Origin of the sequence: Pseudomonas sp. IPO3749 (assembly GCF_013386605.1) — a bacterium.
In the GTDB taxonomy this organism is placed as follows: Bacteria; Pseudomonadota; Gammaproteobacteria; order Pseudomonadales; family Pseudomonadaceae; genus Aquipseudomonas; species Aquipseudomonas azotoformans_A.
Genome location: NZ_JACARN010000018.1, coordinates 79954 through 97706, shown reverse-complemented (window position 1 = coordinate 97706; position 17753 = coordinate 79954). Strand labels below are relative to the sequence as shown.

Annotated in this window: 14 protein-coding genes and 1 pseudogene; 7 read left to right on the top strand and 8 right to left on the bottom strand. The window is 61.9% G+C overall.

What is annotated here, in order from left to right; all coding sequences use genetic code 11:
* Nucleotides 1–203: 203 nt before the first annotated feature.
* The 8 genes and pseudogenes from HX812_RS08905 to HX812_RS08870 form a co-directional block, all read right to left on the bottom strand.
* Nucleotides 204–1205 carry a diguanylate cyclase domain-containing protein gene (locus HX812_RS08905; protein WP_033899969.1) on the bottom strand — a complete coding sequence of 334 codons (1002 nt, stop codon included), beginning with the start codon at nt 1203–1205 and terminating at the stop codon, nt 204–206.
* Between the two features lie 51 nt (nt 1206–1256).
* Nucleotides 1257–2267, bottom strand: a complete 1011-nt coding sequence (locus tag HX812_RS08900; protein WP_038849278.1) for a chemotaxis response regulator protein-glutamate methylesterase — start codon at nt 2265–2267, stop codon at nt 1257–1259.
* Nucleotides 2264–4534: a hybrid sensor histidine kinase/response regulator gene (locus tag HX812_RS08895; protein WP_038849282.1), complete on the bottom strand. Its 2271-nt coding sequence runs from the start codon at nt 4532–4534 to the stop codon at nt 2264–2266. Before HX812_RS08895 ends, HX812_RS08900 begins: the two co-directional genes overlap by 4 nt.
* Complete coding sequence (locus HX812_RS08890) at nt 4531–5232, bottom strand: chemotaxis protein CheW (RefSeq protein ID WP_038849285.1); 702 nt, start codon at nt 5230–5232, stop codon at nt 4531–4533. Before HX812_RS08890 ends, HX812_RS08895 begins: the two co-directional genes overlap by 4 nt.
* Nucleotides 5229–6481, bottom strand: a pseudogene (locus HX812_RS08885) (CheR family methyltransferase). Before HX812_RS08885 ends, HX812_RS08890 begins: the two are co-directional and overlap by 4 nt.
* Nucleotides 6478–6990, bottom strand: a complete 513-nt coding sequence (locus HX812_RS08880; protein WP_038849287.1) for a chemotaxis protein CheW — start codon at nt 6988–6990, stop codon at nt 6478–6480. The pseudogene HX812_RS08885 and the gene HX812_RS08880 overlap by 4 nt, the downstream one beginning before the upstream one ends.
* Entirely contained in the window at nt 6990–8612 is a 1623-nt protein-coding gene (locus HX812_RS08875) for a methyl-accepting chemotaxis protein (RefSeq protein WP_038849289.1), read from the bottom strand. The genes HX812_RS08880 and HX812_RS08875 overlap by 1 nt, the downstream gene beginning before the upstream one ends.
* Nucleotides 8613–8761: 149 nt before the next feature.
* Nucleotides 8762–9472, bottom strand: a complete 711-nt coding sequence (locus HX812_RS08870) for a tellurite resistance TerB family protein (protein ID WP_038849291.1) — start codon at nt 9470–9472, stop codon at nt 8762–8764.
* A 168-nt stretch (nt 9473–9640) separates the two neighbouring features.
* On the opposite strand from HX812_RS08870, the gene HX812_RS08865 reads away from it, so the two are divergent.
* The 7 genes from HX812_RS08865 (at nt 9641) to HX812_RS08835 (ending at nt 17753) form a co-directional block, all read left to right on the top strand.
* Complete coding sequence (locus HX812_RS08865; protein WP_003209548.1) at nt 9641–10552, top strand: LysR family transcriptional regulator; 912 nt, start codon at nt 9641–9643, stop codon at nt 10550–10552.
* A gap of 133 nt (nt 10553–10685) precedes the next feature.
* Nucleotides 10686–12143, top strand: coding sequence for a gamma-aminobutyraldehyde dehydrogenase (locus HX812_RS08860; RefSeq protein WP_038849293.1), 1458 nt, complete (start codon nt 10686–10688; stop codon nt 12141–12143).
* A 72-nt stretch (nt 12144–12215) separates the two neighbouring features.
* Complete coding sequence (gene ydcS, locus HX812_RS08855) at nt 12216–13367, top strand: putative ABC transporter substrate-binding protein YdcS (protein ID WP_038849295.1); 1152 nt, start codon at nt 12216–12218, stop codon at nt 13365–13367.
* 175 nt (nt 13368–13542) lie between these two features.
* Nucleotides 13543–14577, top strand: coding sequence for an ABC transporter ATP-binding protein (locus HX812_RS08850; RefSeq protein WP_038849298.1), 1035 nt, complete (start codon nt 13543–13545; stop codon nt 14575–14577).
* Between the two features lies 1 nt (nt 14578).
* Nucleotides 14579–15508 (top strand): ABC transporter permease, encoded by a 930-nt coding sequence (locus HX812_RS08845; RefSeq protein WP_016977918.1) that lies wholly within the window; start codon nt 14579–14581, stop codon nt 15506–15508.
* Nucleotides 15498–16307, top strand: a complete 810-nt coding sequence (locus HX812_RS08840) for an ABC transporter permease (protein WP_012722540.1) — start codon at nt 15498–15500, stop codon at nt 16305–16307. The genes HX812_RS08845 and HX812_RS08840 overlap by 11 nt, the downstream gene beginning before the upstream one ends.
* 21 nt (nt 16308–16328) lie before the next feature.
* The gene (locus tag HX812_RS08835; RefSeq protein ID WP_038849307.1) at nt 16329–17753 is read left to right on the top strand and encodes a gamma-aminobutyraldehyde dehydrogenase; all 1425 of its coding nucleotides are present in this window, start codon (nt 16329–16331) and stop codon (nt 17751–17753) included.

The following is a 17753-nucleotide window of genomic DNA, read 5'->3' as shown; positions in this document are numbered from 1 at the left end:
TGAACGGGTGCCGTTATCATAATAATTGCCACTCTTGCTGAAGTATTGATAGCAATTAATCTGTGGCACTTGGAGAGGTCTGGTTCAGCACTTGACTGTAACTTTAAATATGCAGAGCACTAAAGCTCACAGAAACTTACAAACTTTAAAATTATAAATAACAATGCGCCGCCATCAATCAAGCATTGATGGCGACGCAGGCTTCATTCAATCCCTACCTGATTGCGCCCGTTATGCTTGGCCGTATAAAGGCCCTTATCCGCCGCCAAGATCACCTGCCGGCAATCCGTCCCCTGCTGCGGTGTCATTGTCGACAACCCAATGCTGATAGTCAGGCTCGAACCCTCGGTCGGTGCGTTATGCGGGATTTTCAGTGCTGCCACCGCCATCCGCAGTTTTTCCGCCACCAGTCGCGCCCCTCCGGGCGAAGTATTCGGCAATACCAACGCAAACTCCTCACCCCCATAGCGCGCCGGCAAATCCGAAGGCCGACTGCTGGCCTCACGAATGGTCGCCGCCACCTTGCGCAAGGCTTCATCACCCTCAACGTGCCCAAAACTGTCGTTATAGGTCTTGAAGAAATCCACATCAATCATCAACAACGACAACTGAGTCTGATCACGCATGGCCCGACGCCACTCCAGCTCCAGGTATTCATCAAAGTGACGACGGTTGGACAGCCCGGTCAGGCCATCGGAGTTCATCAGCCGTTGCAGTACCAGATTGGTGTCCAGCAACTGTTGCTGGCTGACCCGCAGCGCACGATAAGCCGCATCCCGCTGCAACAGGGTCATGTACGAGCGCGAGTGATAGCGAATACGCGCCACCAACTCGATGTTGTCCGGCAGTTTGACCAGATAATCATTGGCCCCGGCCGAAAACGCCGCGCTCTTGATCAGCGGATCTTCTTTGGTGGACAGCACGATAATCGGAATATTCGCGGTGGCCGGGTGATTACGGTATTCACGCACCAGGGTCAGGCCGTCGAGGCCAGGCATCACCAGATCCTGCAGGATCACGGTCGGCTTGATACGGATCGCCTGGGCAATCGCCTGGTGCGGGTCGGCACAGAAGTGGAAGTCGATGTTTTCTTCATGGGCCAGGCCACGCCGCACGGCTTCGCCGATCATGGCCTGGTCGTCGACCAACAACACCATGGCGGCGTTTTCGTCGGTCTTGATGTCGTCGATCTGTAAATCATTCATGTGCAGTCACCTGAATTACTACCTGCAAGCCGGCACCGCGAGAAGTCATGTTCACTTTGCAAAGACCTCCAGCAATCGGGGCGCAATTCTGTCCAGTGGGCGAATTTCAACAGCAGCATCAATTGCCGCCGCCGCTTTGGGCATGCCATACACCGCCGAGCTTTGCTGATCCTGGGCGATGGTCAAATAACCTTGTTCACGCAGCAACTTGAGGCCCTGGGCCCCGTCGCGCCCCATGCCGGTCAGCAGTACGCCGACGGCATCGCCATTCCAATGGCTGGCCACGCTTTCGAAAAACACATCGATAGAAGGCCGGTATATCTCGTTCACCGGCTCTGCGGTATAGGCCAACGTGCCATTTTTCAATAACCGAATGTGGTGGTTGGTGCCGGCCAGCAGCACCACGCCGCTTTGCGGGGGCTCGCCTTCACGGGCCAGGCGCACCGGCAGGCCGGAGGCGCTGCCCAGCCACTCGGCCATGCCGGCGGCGAACACCTGGTCCACATGCTGCACCAGCACAATGGCCGCGGAAAAGTCCCGGGGCAAGCCCTTGAGCAGGATTTCCAGGGCAGCCGGGCCACCGGCCGATGAACCGATTGCCACCAGGCTCTGGCGTTTACCGGTGGCACGTTGCGGCGCTGCCTCGGCACGTACGCGGCTGCCGCGCTGGCCGATCAGCCAACCAATATTGAGGATTTTACGCAGCAGCGGCGCCGCCGCATCCTTGGGGTTGCCCACGCCCAGGGGCGGTGTGTCCACCACGTCCAGGGCGCCGTGACCCATGGCTTCGAACACCCGGCTGACGTTGGCCTGGCGGTCGACGGTCACAATCACGATGGCGCACGGGGTCTCGGCCATGATCTGGCGGGTGGCTTCCACGCCGTCCATCACCGGCATGATCAGGTCCATCAGAATCAGGTCCGGCGTCAGCTCGGCACAGCGCTGCACCGCTTCCAGGCCATTGGCGGCCACCCAGACCACTTGATGCGCTGGCTCGAAGCTCAAGGCGCGGCGCAGGGCCTCCACCGCCAGGGGCATGTCATTGACGATCGCAATCCTCATGCGCGCGCGCCTCCGATCAGCTCCACCACGGCGTCCAGCAGGGCGTCATCATGGAAACTGGCTTTGGCTAAATAATAGTCGGCGCCGGCGTCCAGTCCACGGCGTCGGTCTTCTTCGCGATCCTTGTAGGACACCACCATCACCGGCAAAGATTGCAAGCGACTGTCACGGCGCAAGAGTGTGACCAATTCAATACCGTCCATACGAGGCATATCAATATCAGTGATCAACAGGTCAAAGTCTTCGGAGCGCAAGGCGTTCCAGCCGTCCATGCCATCGACCGCCACGGCCACTTCATAACCACGATTAAGTAACAATTTGCGTTGCAACTCACGCACCGTCAACGAGTCATCCACCACCAACACCCGCTTACGCGGTGCCTCGGTGGTTTGTTGGCTGCGCCGGGCAATCCGTTCCAATCGACCGGTATTGAGTAACTTGTCCACCGAACGCAGCATGTCTTCAACGTCAACGATCAACACCACCGAGCCGTCATCCAGCAATGCGCCGGCGGAAATATCCTGGACCTTGCCCAGGCGATCATCCAGCGGCAGCACCACCAGGGTACGCTCGCCGATAAAACGCTCCACGGCAATTCCATACACGGCGTCGCGCTCGCGGATCACCACGACCTTCAAGGTGTCCGACTGACTCTGCCCCGTCGGGCGCTGCAACAACTGGCTGGCGGCGACCAGGCCAACATGCCGGCCCTCATGCCAGAAATGCTGGCGGCCTTCCAGTTGCACGATGTCGTCCGGCGCCAGGTCGCACATGCGCTCAATATGGGCCAATGGGAACGCGTAGGCTTCTTCGCCGACTTCCACCACCAGGCTGCGCACCACCGACAGGGTCAATGGCACTTCCAGATGGAAACGACTGCCCTGCCCCGCCGTCTGCTCAAGTACCACTGCGCCGCGCAGTTGGCGGACCATATGCTGCACCGCATCCAGACCGACACCACGCCCGGACACTTCGGTGACCTTGTCGCGCAGGCTGAACCCCGGCAGGAACAGGAACGTCAGCAATTCTTCTTCGCTCAGGCGCAGAGCGGTTTCCAGCGGCGACAGATGCCGGTCGACGATGGTGCCGCGCAGGCGTTCCAGGTCGACGCCATTGCCGTCATCACTCAATTCAAGTACCAGCAAGCCGGCCTGGTGGGACGCGCGCAGGCGGATCAAACCTTCCTCCGGCTTGCCCGCCAGCAGGCGTTGCTCAGGCATTTCGATGCCGTGGTCAACGGCATTGCGCAACAGATGGGTGAGCGGCGCTTCGAGCTTTTCCAATACGTCACGGTCGACCTGGGTCTTTTCGCCCTCGATCTCCAGGCGTACCTGCTTGCCGAGGCTGCGGCCAAGATCGCGCACCATGCGTACTTGGCCGGCCAGCACGTCGGCAAACGGGCGCATGCGGCAGGCCAGTGCGGTGTCATAGAGCACCTGGGCACGCTGTCCGGCCTGCCAGCCAAATTCGTCCAGTTCGGCGGTTTTTTCCGCCAACAGGGCTTGAGCTTCACTGAGCAAGCGGCGGGTATCGGCCAGTGCTTCCTGGGCTTCCAGGTTCAGATTTTGGGTCTTGAGTTGCCCGTCCAAGGCATCCAGGGCCCGCACACTCTGGCTTTGAATACGTTTGAGGCGCTGCAGGCTGACCAAATAAGGCTTGAGCCGCTGGGTTTCCACCAGGGATTTGCTCGACAGATCCAGCAGACTATTTAAGCGTTCGGCAGTCACCCGCAACACACGCTCACCGCCTTCGGTCATGCGCTTGTTCTGGCGCAGCGGCTCGGCGGCCACCGGCGGCGCAGGCGCGGGCTCCGGCGGCAGTTCTTCAACCACAGGCGCAGGTTCCGGTGGCGGCAGTGGCGCTTTGACCGGCGCCTGGGACGGGTCCAACAGGCGCTCCATCAACGCCACATAGGCTTGGATATCCGCAGGCCCCACGTCATTGCCGGGCGTGGCGATGCGCATCAGCAGGTCGGTGCCTTGCAGCAACGCATCAATATGTTCGGGTTGCAGGTACAGGCGACCTTCCTGCGCGCTGACCAGGCAATCCTCCATCACATGGGAGACGCTGACGCCCGCGTCGACCCCGACGATTCGCGCCGCGCCCTTGAGCGAGTGGGCAGCGCGCATGCAGGCCTCAAGCTGGTCGGCCTGGGTCGGGTTGCGCTCCAGGGCCAGCAGGCCCGCGCTCAGCACCTGGGTCTGCGCGTCGGCTTCCAGGCTGAACAGCTCCAGCAGCGAGGCATCGCGCATCTGGTCGGGGGTCATGTGAGGCTCCGGGTCACGGCGGACAACAATTGCGCCTCGTCCAGCCAACGCAGGCTGCGGCCTTTCCACTGCAACACACCTTGGGTGTAGCGCGCGCTGGCCTGGGTGCCGGAGGCCGAAGCCGCCTTCAAGGTGCGCTCATCGATGGCGTGGATACCGTCGACTTCATCCACCGGCACCACTACCGGGCCGTCTTGGGCTGCGATGATCAGCATGCGCGGCATGATGCGACCACCGCTGGCGCCGTTGCTGGTGGTTTCCAGGCCCAGCAGTTCTACCAGCGACAGGCACGCCACCAGCGCGCCGCGCACATTGGCCACGCCGAGCAAGGCGCGCGAGCGTTGGTGGGGCAGGGAATGTATCGGTTGCAAGGGCGCCACTTCCACCAGGCAGCGGGTGGCAATGCCCAGCCATTCTTCGCCGAGACGGAACATCAGCAAGGAACGGGTGACCACGTCTTCGCCCAACTCAGCAGCGGTATGCGCGCGATGCGCATCCTGATGCAAGGCGTAGCGGTCCAGCAATCGCGTGGCTGCCGCCGAGTACACCGAGCAGTTGCGGCAATGGATATGGTCCGCCAACAGCGGGCAGGATTTGTCGCCATGGATGCCGATGCGGTTCCAGCAGTCGTCGATGGCTTGGGTGTCGGCCAGGGTCAGGTCCAGGCCGGCGGTGTCGAGCGCTTCGGTGTTACTCATCGTTTGGACTCACTGTCAGCTCGCTCGCTACGGGCACCTGCAGGCGGCGCGCCCCCGCACTGTCACCCTGGGATTCGAGCAACGCGGCCAGGTGCATCAAGGCCTGCGGGTGCTGGGGTTCCAGGTACAAGGCTTTTCGATAATAACCCTGGGCTTCCAGGGCACTGCCAGCCACGTCGCTGAGTAGCCCGAGCCAGTAGAACACCTGGGCGGCCGGCGGGTGGTTGCTCAAATACTGCTCGCACGCGGCGCGGGCCTCGGTGCTCTTGCCTTCATTGGCCAGGGTGGCGATGCGGCTGAGCAGGTCGCCCGCATCGGTGTGCGGCGCCTTGATCGGCACAACCTGGGCGCTGGCCGTGCTGAACGGCCGTGGTTTGGTCGGAATCGGTGCGGCACTGCGTTGCGGGATAGGCGCGGCAATCGGTACAAACACGGGCTCCGGCTTGACCGGCTCGGCATGCCGACTGAAGGCAAACGACTGCGGCACCCCGATTGAACGCATGCCATGGCGCCCCAGCAGGCTGCCCTCAGCCGGGCCGATAAACAGCACGCCGTCCACGTGGGTCAAGCCCTTGAGCACGTCGAACACTTGCTTCTGGGTCGGCTGGTCGAAGTAGATCAGCAGGTTGCGGCAGAACACGAAGTCGTAGCTCGCCTCATTCACCAGCAAGCCCGGATCGAGCAGGTTGCCCACTTGCAGGCGCACCTGTTCGCGCACACGGTCGGCAATGTGGTAACCGTCGCCATACTCGGTGAAATGGCGATCGCGAAAGGCGATATCGCCACCGCGAAACGAGTTCTTGCCATACACCCCGCGCCGCGCACGCTCCACCGACAGCGGGCTGACATCCAGGCCCAGCACCTTGAACTGGTGTGGCGCGAGGCCAGCGTCCAGTAATGCCATGGCAATCGAATAAGGCTCTTCACCGGTGGAGCACGGCAGGCTGAGGATACGCAGTGCGCGCATCTGCTTGATTTCGATCAGCCGCGCCTTGGCCAAGCGGGCCAGGGTCGCGAACGATTCGGGGTAACGGAAAAACCAGGTTTCGGGGACGATCACCGCTTCGATCAGCGCCTGCTGCTCATCCTCGGAACTTTGCAGGTGCTGCCAGTACTCGCCGGCCGTCTGCGCATTGACGGCCTGGCTGCGCTGACGCAACGCGCGCTCGATGATGGCTTCGCCCACCGACGCGACATCCAGGCCGATGCGCTCTTTAAGGAAGGCAAAGAACCGCGGATCGCTGCTCATAGGCTCAGCTCGGCAGAAAACAGGACGGCGCGCACCTCATCGGTGAGCAGGTCGTTCACGCCGATCCATTGCATCAAGCCCAACGCGTCTTCGCGTACCGGCCCCAGGTACGGCGCCTGGCGGTTGTCGAGGCCGTAGGGCTGAAATTCCGTCGGGTCGCAACGCAGCGTGTCGGTGGCCTGCTCCAGGATCAGTCCCAGCCAGCGCGCTTCAATCCAGGGCTCGGGCTGGTAATTGACCAGTACCAGCCGCGTGCTGGTGCGCGCCTGGGCGGCGGTGCCAAAGGTCAAGGCACTGAGGTCGATCACAGGCACCAGCGCGCCACGGTGGGCAAAAATGCCCGCCACCCACAGCGGCGCATGGGCGATGGGTTTCAACGGCAGGCGCGGCAGCACCTCGGCCACTTCGGTGGCCTTGAGGGCGTAACGTTCGTTGCCGATGCAGAACACCAGGAACAACGCCTTTTTCGCTGCCGGGACGGCGCCGCGTTTAGCCGCGAGGTCGCTCATCAGACTTTGAAACGCGACACGCCGCTGCGCAGACCGACCGCCACCTGGCTCAGCTCGTCAATGGCAAAGCTGGCCTGGCGCAGAGACTCGACAGTCTGGCTGCTGGCATCGCCCAGTTGCACAAGGGCGTGGTTGATCTGCTCGGCGCCGGTGGCCTGGGCCTGCATGCCTTCGTTGACCATCAACACCCGCGGCGCCAGGGCCTGCACCTGATGGATGATCTGCGACAACTGCTCGCCCACTTGCTGCACTTCAAACATGCCGCGACGCACTTCTTCGGAGAACTTGTCCATGCCCATCACGCCAGCGGACACCGCCGACTGGATCTCGCGCACCATCTGCTCAATGTCGTAGGTGGCCACGGCCGTCTGGTCGGCCAAGCGACGCACTTCGGTGGCCACCACGGCAAAACCGCGTCCATATTCACCGGCCTTCTCGGCCTCGATCGCGGCGTTGAGCGACAGCAGGTTGGTCTGGTCAGCAACCTTGACGATGGTCACCACCACTTGGTTGATGTTGCCGGCCTTTTCATTGAGGATCGCCAGCTTGGCGTTGACCAGGTCGGCGGCGCCCATCACTGAGTGCATGGTTTCTTCCATGCGCGCCAGGCCTTGCTGGCCGGAACCGGCGGCGACCGAAGCCTGGTCGGCGGCGGTGGACACTTCGGTCATGGTGCGCACCAGGTCCTTGGACGTGGCCGCGATTTCACGGGAGGTGGCGCCGATTTCGGTGGTGGTCGCAGCGGTTTCAGTGGCGGTGGCCTGTTGCTGCTTGGAGGTGGCGGCGATCTCGGTCACCGAGGTGGTGACTTGCACCGATGAACGCTGGGCCTGGGACACCAGGGCCGTCAGCTCGGTCATCATGTCATTGAAGCCGGTTTCGACAGCGCCGAACTCGTCCTTGCGCTCCAGGTTCAAGCGTTTGCTCAAATCGCCGTCGCGCATGGTTTCGAGGATGTCGACGATACGCTGCATCGGCGCCATGATCGCGCGCATCAGCAACAGACCGCACAGGCCGGCGGCGAGGATGGCGACGGCGAGCGACACGGCCATACTGATCTTGGCCGACAGCACCGACTCGTCGATTGCCGCAGTGGCGCGGTCGGAGACGTTTTTGTTTTCGGTGATGATGTCGTTGAGCTTCATGCGCCCTTCGGTCCAGATCGGCGTCAGTTGCTCTTCCAGCAACGTACGCGCACCCTCCAGGTCATTGGCGTCGACGCGCTCCAGCAATTGCGCCAGTACCTTGTTATAGGTGATATGCGCGGCCTTGAAGTTGTCGAACTCCATACGGTCGGCCTGACCATGAATGGTCTTTTCGTAGTTGGCCATCTGCTGCGCAATACGCGCCTCGAAAGACTTGTAGTCCGACTTATCCGTATTGGTGAGGGTTTTTTCGTCGCGCAGGCCGATGATATCGATGGTCTCCAAGTAGCTGTCGACCCATGCACTACGGATCATCGAACTGAGATAGACCCCCGGCACCGCGTCGTCCCGGACGGCTTCCTGGCTGGCTTCGATCTTCAGCAACCGTGAATAGGAGACCACAACCATTAACAGCATGATGGCGATAATGACCGCAAAGCTTGCCAAGATCCGTTGGCGCAAGGTCCAGTTCTTCACAGTAATTCCTCGAAGGGCCGATCAAATGCCGGGGAGTATAGCTGAGCAGCAGCCCTCATTTATCAACAGGTTTTGATGTAGCGCTTACAGAATGCAAAAACACCCCGGGCCTTTATGGCATCCGGGGTGTCTTCGATAAAGCGATGGGGTCAGAGCGTCGCTTGGCGCACCTGTTTTTCCAGTTCCAGCTTCAAACCCGGCTCCAGTTTCAGCTGGCGCGCCAGTTCGTCGAGGTAGGCCTTCTCCATAAAGTTTTCCTCATCCACCAGCATCACGCTGGCGATGTACATCTCGGCGGCCATTTCCGGCGTGCCGGCAGCCCGTGCTACGTCGGCCGGATCGAGGGGTTTGTTGAGTTCGGCGTGCAGCCAGCTTTGCAGTTCGCGGTCGTTGTCCAGCTTGGTGAATTCGCCTTCGATCAGTTCGCGCTCGCGTTCGTCCACATGGCCGTCGGCCTTGGCGGCGGCGACCAGTGCCTTGAGGATGCCTTGGCTGTGTTGCTCGACCTGGGCCGGTGGCAGGCGGTCGATGGTCTGCGGCTCGCCTTGGGGTGCATTGGCCTGGTTGGCCTGCCAGTTGCCGTAGGCTTTGTAGGCAATCACGCCCAATGCCGCCAAACCGCCGTAGGTCAGGGCCTTGCCGCCGAATTTGCGGGCTTTTTTGTTGCCTAGCAGCAGGCCCATGGCCCCGGCCGCCAACGCACCGCCGCCCGCGCCACCGAGCAGGCTGCCCAGGCCGCCACCGCCGAGCAAACCGCCCAATGCACCTTTGTCGTCCTGTTTACGCTGGCCGCCAGCCTTGTTTTGCAACATGTCCTGGCCAGACTTGAGCAACTGATCGAGCAATCCACGGGTATTCATTCGTAGCCTCCAGACACTAGGGTTCATAGGACCAATAGGCCCCCAGCGTAAAACTAAGTGCCAAAAAGCCTCGATCTAGAGTGCTTCCAGATGTAACGCGGCCGCCCTTCGCTTAAATCGATATACACTCGAACAAATCTATAAAAACACCCCACTGGTAATTCCAGCATGATGACCTTGCGTCAAATCCGGCATTTTATCGCCGTGGCCGAGACCGGCTCGATCTCCGCCGCCGCGCAGACCGCGTTCATTTCCCAGTCCACGTTGACCCTGGCGATCCAGCAATTGGAGCAGGAAATCGGCGTCAACCTGTTCAACCGGCATGCCAAGGGCATGACCCTGACCCACCAGGGCCATCAATTCCTGCGCCAGGCGCACCTGATCCTTGCCACTGTCGACAACGCCAAGCGCAGCCTGCAACAGAGCACCGACCAGGTCGCCGGGCAACTGATCATCGGCGTGACCAGCCTGGTGGCCGGTTATTACCTCGCTGACCTGCTGACGCGATTCCAGCGCGCCTACCCCAATGTGGAAATCCGCGTGATGGAGGATGAGCGCCCGTATATCGAGCATTTGCTGGTCAGCGGCGAAATCGATGTGGGCGTGCTGATCCTCTCCAACCTCGAAGACCGCCACGCCCTGCAGACCGAAGTCCTCACCCACTCCCCGCACCGTTTGTGGCTACCGGCGCAACATCCACTGCTGGAACACGACAGCATCAACCTGGCCGATGTGGCACGTGAACCGCTGATTCAACTGAACGTCGATGAAATGGGCCACAACGCCCAGCGCATGTGGACCGGCGCGGGCCTGCAACCGCGCGTGACGTTGCGCACCGCCTCCACCGAAGCCGTGCGAAGCCTGGTGGCGGCGGGCCTCGGCGTGTCGATCCAGCCGGACATGACCTACCGACCCTGGTCCCTGGAAGGCGACATCATTGAGGCACGGCCGATAGCCGACCTCAGCCAGACCCTCGACGTCGGCCTGGCGTGGCGCCGAGGCACCGCGCGCCCAGCGCTGGTGGACCCGTTCCTGACGGTGGCCCGCGAACAGCCGCACCCACGCAAGCCATCTATTTAATCGAATGCTGCATTCAGTATTTAGTATTTGTTGACCTCGCGCCTGACCTCTAGTCTCTGTTCATCCCATAAGAGAAGGTCAGGCGCCTTGTAAGAGAACGCCCATGGCCACACAAGAAAAGAGATCGCGAAAAATGTCCGGCGCGCCCACCCCGCTGCTCACTGCGTTGCTGATCGACGGCGAACTGGTCCAGGGCCAGGGTTTTGCCGAGCCGATCCTCAACCCGGCCACCGGTGAAGTGCTCACCCAGATCGCCGAAGCCAGCACCGAGCAGGTCGAAACCGCGATCCTTGCCGCCCACCGCGCCTTTGCAGGCTGGTCGCGCACCACGCCGCAGCAGCGCTCCAACATCCTGTTGGGCATTGCCGAGGCCATCGAAAAACAAGCGGATTACCTGGCCCGCCTGGAATCCCTGAACTGCGGCAAGCCATTGCACTTGGCCCGCCAGGATGACTTGAGCGCCACCGTCGATGTATTCCGCTTCTTCGCCGGGGCTGTGCGTTGCCAGACCGGGCAGTTGAGCGGTGAATACTTGCCGGGCTACACCAGCATGGTGCGTCGCGATCCGATTGGCGTGGTGGCCTCGATTGCGCCGTGGAACTACCCGTTGATGATGGCCGCGTGGAAGATCGCCCCAGCCCTGGCCGCCGGTAATACCCTGGTGTTCAAGCCGTCGGAACATACGCCGCTGTCGATCCTGGCCCTGGCCCCCGTGCTTAAAGAGGTGCTGCCACGTGGTGTGATCAACATTCTGTGTGGCGGCGGCGAAGGCGTCGGCAGTCACTTGGTCAGTCACCCCAAGGTGCGCATGGTCTCGCTGACCGGCGATATCGTCACCGGGCAGAAAATCCTGCAAGCCGCCTCCAAAACCCTCAAGCGCACACACCTGGAATTGGGCGGCAAGGCGCCGGTGATCGTGTGCAACGACGCCGACCTGCAAGCTGTGGTCGAAGGCGTGCGCGCCTACGGCTATTACAACGCCGGCCAGGACTGCACCGCCGCGTGCCGCATCTACGCCCAGGCCGGGATCCACGACAAACTGGTGGCTGAGCTGGGCGCGGCGGTCAGCAGCCTGCGTTTTGCCGGCAAGCGCGATGCCGACAATGAACTCGGCCCGCTGATCAGCACGCGCCAGCGTGACCGCGTCGCCAGTTTTGTCGAGCGCGCCCTCGGCCAGCCGCATATCGAACGCATCACCGGCGCCGCCGTGCATTCCGGCGCGGGCTTCTATTACCAGCCGACCTTGCTCGCCGGCTGTAAACAGAACGATGAAATCGTGCAGCGCGAAGTGTTCGGCCCGGTGGTCACCGTGACCCGCTTCGATGAGCTGGAACAGGCGGTGGACTGGGCCAACGACTCCGAATACGGCCTGGCCTCCTCGGTGTGGACCCAGAACCTGGACAAGGCCATGCAGGTGGCGGCGCGCCTGCAATACGGCTGCACCTGGATCAACAGCCATTTCATGCTGGTCAGCGAAATGCCCCACGGCGGCTTGAAGCGCTCGGGGTATGGGAAGGATCTGTCCAGCGATTCGCTGCAGGACTACAGCGTGGTGCGCCACATCATGGCGCGCCACGGCCAGCATCTTTAAAACAACAACTAAGCTGTTGCGTTACCGGCTTCAAACACTGCCCCGACCATAATTAAAGAAGAGGGAACCCCCATGTCTGCGCACAAGACCGCACTGCTCAGTGCCCTGACCACCGCGCTGCTGGCCAGCGCCAGCCTCCAGGCCGCCGAACCGCTCAAAGCGGTGGGCGCCGGTGAAGGCCAGTTGGATATCGTCGCCTGGCCCGGTTACATCGAACGTGGCGAAAGCGACAAGGCCTACGACTGGGTCAGCGGTTTCGAGAAGGAAACCGGCTGCAAGGTCAACGTGAAAACCGCCGCCACCTCTGACGAAATGGTCAGCCTGATGGCCAAGGGCGGGTATGACCTGGTCACCGCGTCGGGCGATGCGTCGTTGCGGTTGATCGTCGGCAAGCGTGTGCAGCCGATCAACACCTCGCTGATCCCCAACTGGAAGAACATCGACCCGCGCCTGAAAGATGCGCCGTGGTATGTGGTCGGCCAGCAAACCTATGGCACTCCGTACCAGTGGGGCCCGAACGTGTTGATGTACAACACCAACGTGTTCAAGACCGCGCCCACCAGCTGGAATGTGCTGTTCGAAGCGCAGAACCTGCCGGACGGCAAGCCGAACAAAGGTCGCGTGCAGGCGTATGACGGCCCGATCTACATCGCGGACGCGGCGCTGTACCTCAAGTCGACCCAGCCGGAACTGGGCATCCAGAACCCCTATGAACTGACTGAAACCCAGTACAAGGCCGTGCTCGAATTGCTGCGCGCGCAACAACCGCTGATCCACCGTTACTGGCACGACACCACCGTGCAAATGAGTGACTTCAAGAATGAAGGCGTAGTGGCCTCCAGCGCCTGGCCGTATCAGGTCAACGGCCTGCAGAACGAGAAACAGCCGATTGCCTCGACCATTCCAAAGGAAGGCGCCACCGGCTGGGCCGACACCACCATGTTGCACAGCGAGGCCAAGCACCCGAACTGCGCCTACAAGTGGATGGACTGGTCGCTGCAGCCGAAGGTCCAGGGCGACGTTGCCGCCTGGTTTGGTTCGCTGCCGGCAGTGCCTGCGGCGTGTAAGGAAAGCGAGTTGCTCGGCGCCGAAGGCTGCAAGACCAACGGTTTCGACCAGTTCGACAAGATCGCCTTCTGGAAAACCCCGCAGGCTGAAGGCGGCAAGTTCGTGCCGTACAGCCGCTGGACCCAGGATTACATTGCGATCATGGGCGGCCGCTAAGGATCCCTGCAGAGACTGCTTCTTGTGGTGAGCAGGCTTGCCCTGCGCGGGGCAAGCCCGCTCACCACAAAAGCCCGATTTTGACCGTTTCAGCGCAGCACCCATGCATCCTCGTTTTTTCAGAAGTCCAGGCCGGGCCGCTGCGACGACCCGCGCCTTTTTGGAGCACCGCACCATGACGCTTGCAGTCCAATTCACCCACGTTTCCCGTCAGTTCGGCGAAGTGAAAGCCGTTGACCGGGTTTCCATCGACATCCAGGACGGCGAGTTCTTTTCCATGCTCGGCCCTTCCGGCTCGGGCAAGACCACCTGCCTGCGCCTGATCGCCGGGTTCGAGCAGCCGAGCGCAGGCTCGATCCGTATCCATGGCGAGGAAGCCGCCGGCCTGCCGCCGTATCAGCGCGATGTGAACACCGTGTTCCAGGATTACGCGCTGTTCCCCCATATGAATGTGCGCGATAACGTGGCCTACGGCCTCAAGGTCAAGGGCGTGGGCAAGGCGGAACGCCTGAACCGTGCCGAAGAAGCCCTGGCCATGGTCGCCCTCGGCGGCTACGGCGACCGCAAGCCGGTGCAACTGTCCGGCGGGCAACGTCAACGGGTCGCCCTGGCCCGTGCCCTGGTCAATCGTCCACGGGTGTTGCTGCTGGACGAACCCCTGGGTGCCCTCGACCTCAAGCTGCGCGAGCAGATGCAAAGCGAGCTGAAAAAGCTGCAACGCCAGTTGGGCATCACCTTTATCTTCGTGACCCACGACCAGACCGAAGCGCTGTCGATGTCCGACCGCGTCGCCGTGTTCAACAAAGGCCGCATCGAGCAGGTCGACACCCCGCGCAACCTCTATATGAAACCGGCCACGTCGTTCGTCGCTGAGTTCGTCGGCACCTCCAACGTGATTCGTGGCGAGCTGGCCCAGCGTCTAAGCGGCAACCCACAGCCCTTCTCGATCCGCCCGGAACATGTGCGCTTTGCCGAAGGCCCGCCGGGCGCTGGCGAAGTGGAAATCAGCGGTTTGCTCCACGACATCCAGTACCAGGGCAGCGCCACCCGCTATGAACTGAAGCTGGAAAACGGCCAGGCCCTGAATATCAGCCAGGCCAACAACCAGTGGCTGGATATCAGCAGCGGCCATCAAGTCGGCCAGCCGATCACCGCGCGCTGGGCCCGTGAAGCCATGGTGCCGCTGACCGATATCGCAGGCGAGGTGTGACATGAGCCTGGCCCTTTCCCAACCGCCGATGCGCAGGTTTTCCAACCTGCTGTACCGCAAGCCCAACCTCTACCTGGCGATGCTGCTGGTGCCGCCGCTGATCTGGTTCGGCGCGATCTACCTCGGCTCGTTACTGACCCTGCTGTGGCAAGGTTTCTATACGTTTGACGACTTCACCATGGCGGTCACCCCGGACCTGACCCTGGCCAACTTCGCCGCGCTGTTCCAGCCGTCGAACTTCGACATCATCGTGCGCACCCTGAGCATGGCGATTGTGGTGTCGATCGCCAGTGCCGTCGTCGCCTTCCCCATCGCCTACTACATGGCGCGCTACACCACGGGCAAGACCAAGGCGTTCTTCTACATTGCGGTGATGATGCCGATGTGGGCCAGCTACATCGTCAAGGCCTACGCCTGGACCTTGCTGCTGGCCAAGGGCGGCGTGGCGCAGTGGTTTGTGCAGCACCTGGGTTTGGAGCCGGTGTTGCAGTTCGTGCTGGGCATTCCCGGCGTGGGCGGCAGCACCTTGAGCACCTCGCACCTGGGGCGCTTCATGGTGTTCGTCTATATCTGGCTGCCGTTCATGATCCTGCCGATCCAGGCGTCACTGGAGCGTTTGCCGCCCTCATTGCTGCAAGCCTCGGCGGATTTGGGCGCCAAGCCGCGCCAGACCTTCATGCAGGTGATCTTGCCGCTGTCGATTCCGGGGATTGCCGCCGGTTCGATCTTCACCTTCTCGCTGACCCTGGGCGACTTCATCGTGCCGCAGCTTGTAGGGCCGCCGGGTTACTTCGTCGGCGGCATGGTCTACGCCCAGCAAGGCGCCATCGGCAACATGCCCATGGCGGCGGCGTTCACCCTGGTGCCGATCGTGCTGATCGCGGTTTACCTGTCCATCGTCAAACGCCTGGGGGCCTTCGATGCACTCTGAAAAATCTTCCATGGGTCTGAAGATCGCAGCTTGGGGTGGACTGGTTTTTCTCCACTTCCCGATCCTGATCATCTTCCTCTACGCCTTCAACACAGAAGAAGCGGCGTTCAGCTTCCCGCCACAGGGCTTCACGTTGAAGTGGTTCAGCGTGGCCTTCGCCCGGCCGGATGTGCTGGAAGCGATCAAGCTGTCGTTGCAGATTGCGGCCATCGCTACCCTGATCGCCATGGTGCTCGGCACCCTGGCCTCGGCGGCGCTGTATCGCCGTGAGTTCTTTGGCAAGCAAGGTGTGTCGTTGATGCTGATCCTGCCGATTGCGCTGCCGGGGATCATCACCGGTATCGCGTTGCTGGCGACGTTCAAGACGCTGGGCATCGAGCCGGGGATGTTCACCATCATCGTCGGCCACGCGACCTTCTGCGTGGTGATCGTCTACAACAACGTCATCGCCCGCCTGCGCCGTACCTCCCACAGCCTGATCGAAGCCTCGATGGACCTGGGCGCCGACGGCTGGCAGACCTTCCGCTACATCATCATGCCCAACCTGGGCTCGGCGCTGCTGGCCGGCGGCATGCTCGCCTTTGCGCTGTCGTTCGACGAAATCATCGTCACCACCTTCACCGCCGGCCACGAACGCACCTTGCCGTTGTGGCTGCTCAACCAACTGAGCCGCCCACGGGATGTGCCGGTGACCAACGTGGTCGCGATGCTGGTGATGCTGGTAACGATGTTCCCGATTCTCGGTGCCTATTACCTGACGCGCGGCGGTGAAAGCGTGGCCGGTAGTGGCGGTAAATAATTGTTTGAAGAGGACATGGCGATGCAAACCAAACTGCTGATCAATGGCCAACTGGTCGAGGGCGAAGGCCCGGCCCAGGCGGTATTCAACCCGGCGCTCGGCCGCGTGCTGGTGGAAATCAACGAAGCCAGCGAAGCCCAGGTCGACGCCGCCGTGCGCGCAGCCGATGCGGCTTTCGAAAGCTGGTCGCAGACCGCGCCCAAGGACCGTTCGCTGCTGCTGCTGAAACTGGCAGACGTGATCGAAGCCCACGGCGAAGAGCTGGCCAAGCTGGAATCGGACAACTGCGGCAAACCCTACAGCGCCGCCTTGAACGATGAGATCCCGGCAATTGCCGACGTATTCCGCTTCTTTGCCGGCGCCAGCCGTTGCATGAGCGGCTCGGCCGGCGGTGAATACCTGCCTGGCCATACCTCGATGATCCGCCGCGACCCGGTGGGGGTGATTGCGTCCATCGCACCATGGAACTACCCGCTGATGATGGTCGCCTGGAAAATCGCCCCGGCCCTCGCCGCCGGTAATACCGTGGTGCTCAAGCCGTCGGAGCAAACCCCGTTGACCGCCCTGCGCATGGTCGAACTGGCCGCTGAAATCTTCCCGGCCGGTGTGCTCAACCTGGTATTCGGCCGTGGGCCAACCGTCGGTAGCCCGCTGGTGAACCACCCGAAAGTGCGCATGGTGTCGTTGACCGGCTCCATCGCCACCGGCGCAAACATCATCTCTAGCACCGCCGACAGCGTGAAGCGCATGCACATGGAGTTGGGTGGCAAGGCGCCCGTGATCATCTTCAACGACGCGGACATCGACGCCGCCGTGGAAGGTATTCGTACTTTTGGCTTCTACAACGCCGGCCAGGATTGCACGGCGGCCTGCCGGATTTATGCGCAGGCGGATATCTACGATGCGTTTGTCGAGAAACTCGGTGCGGCGGTCGCCAGCATCCAGTACGGCTTGCAGGATGATCCGGCTACCGAATTGGGCCCATTGATTACCGCGCAGCATCGCGACCGTGTCGCCGGGTTTGTCGAACGCGCCGTGGCGCAGTCGCACATTCGCCTGGTCACCGGGGGCAAGGCCGTGGAAGGCAATGGTTTCTTCTTCGAACCGACGGTATTGGCCGACGCACAGCAGGACGACGAAATCGTGCGCCGAGAGGTGTTCGGGCCGGTGGTCTCGGTAACCAAGTTCACCGATGAAGCACAGGTACTGGGCTGGGCCAATGATTCGGACTACGGCCTGGCGTCATCCGTGTGGACCGCCGATGTAGGACGCGCCCACCGCTTGGCCGCACGCCTGCAGTACGGCTGCACCTGGGTGAACACCCACTTCATGCTTGTCAGCGAAATGCCCCACGGCGGTCAGAAACTATCCGGGTATGGCAAGGACATGTCCATGTACGGGCTGGAGGACTACACCACCGTGCGCCATGTGATGTTCAAGCACTGA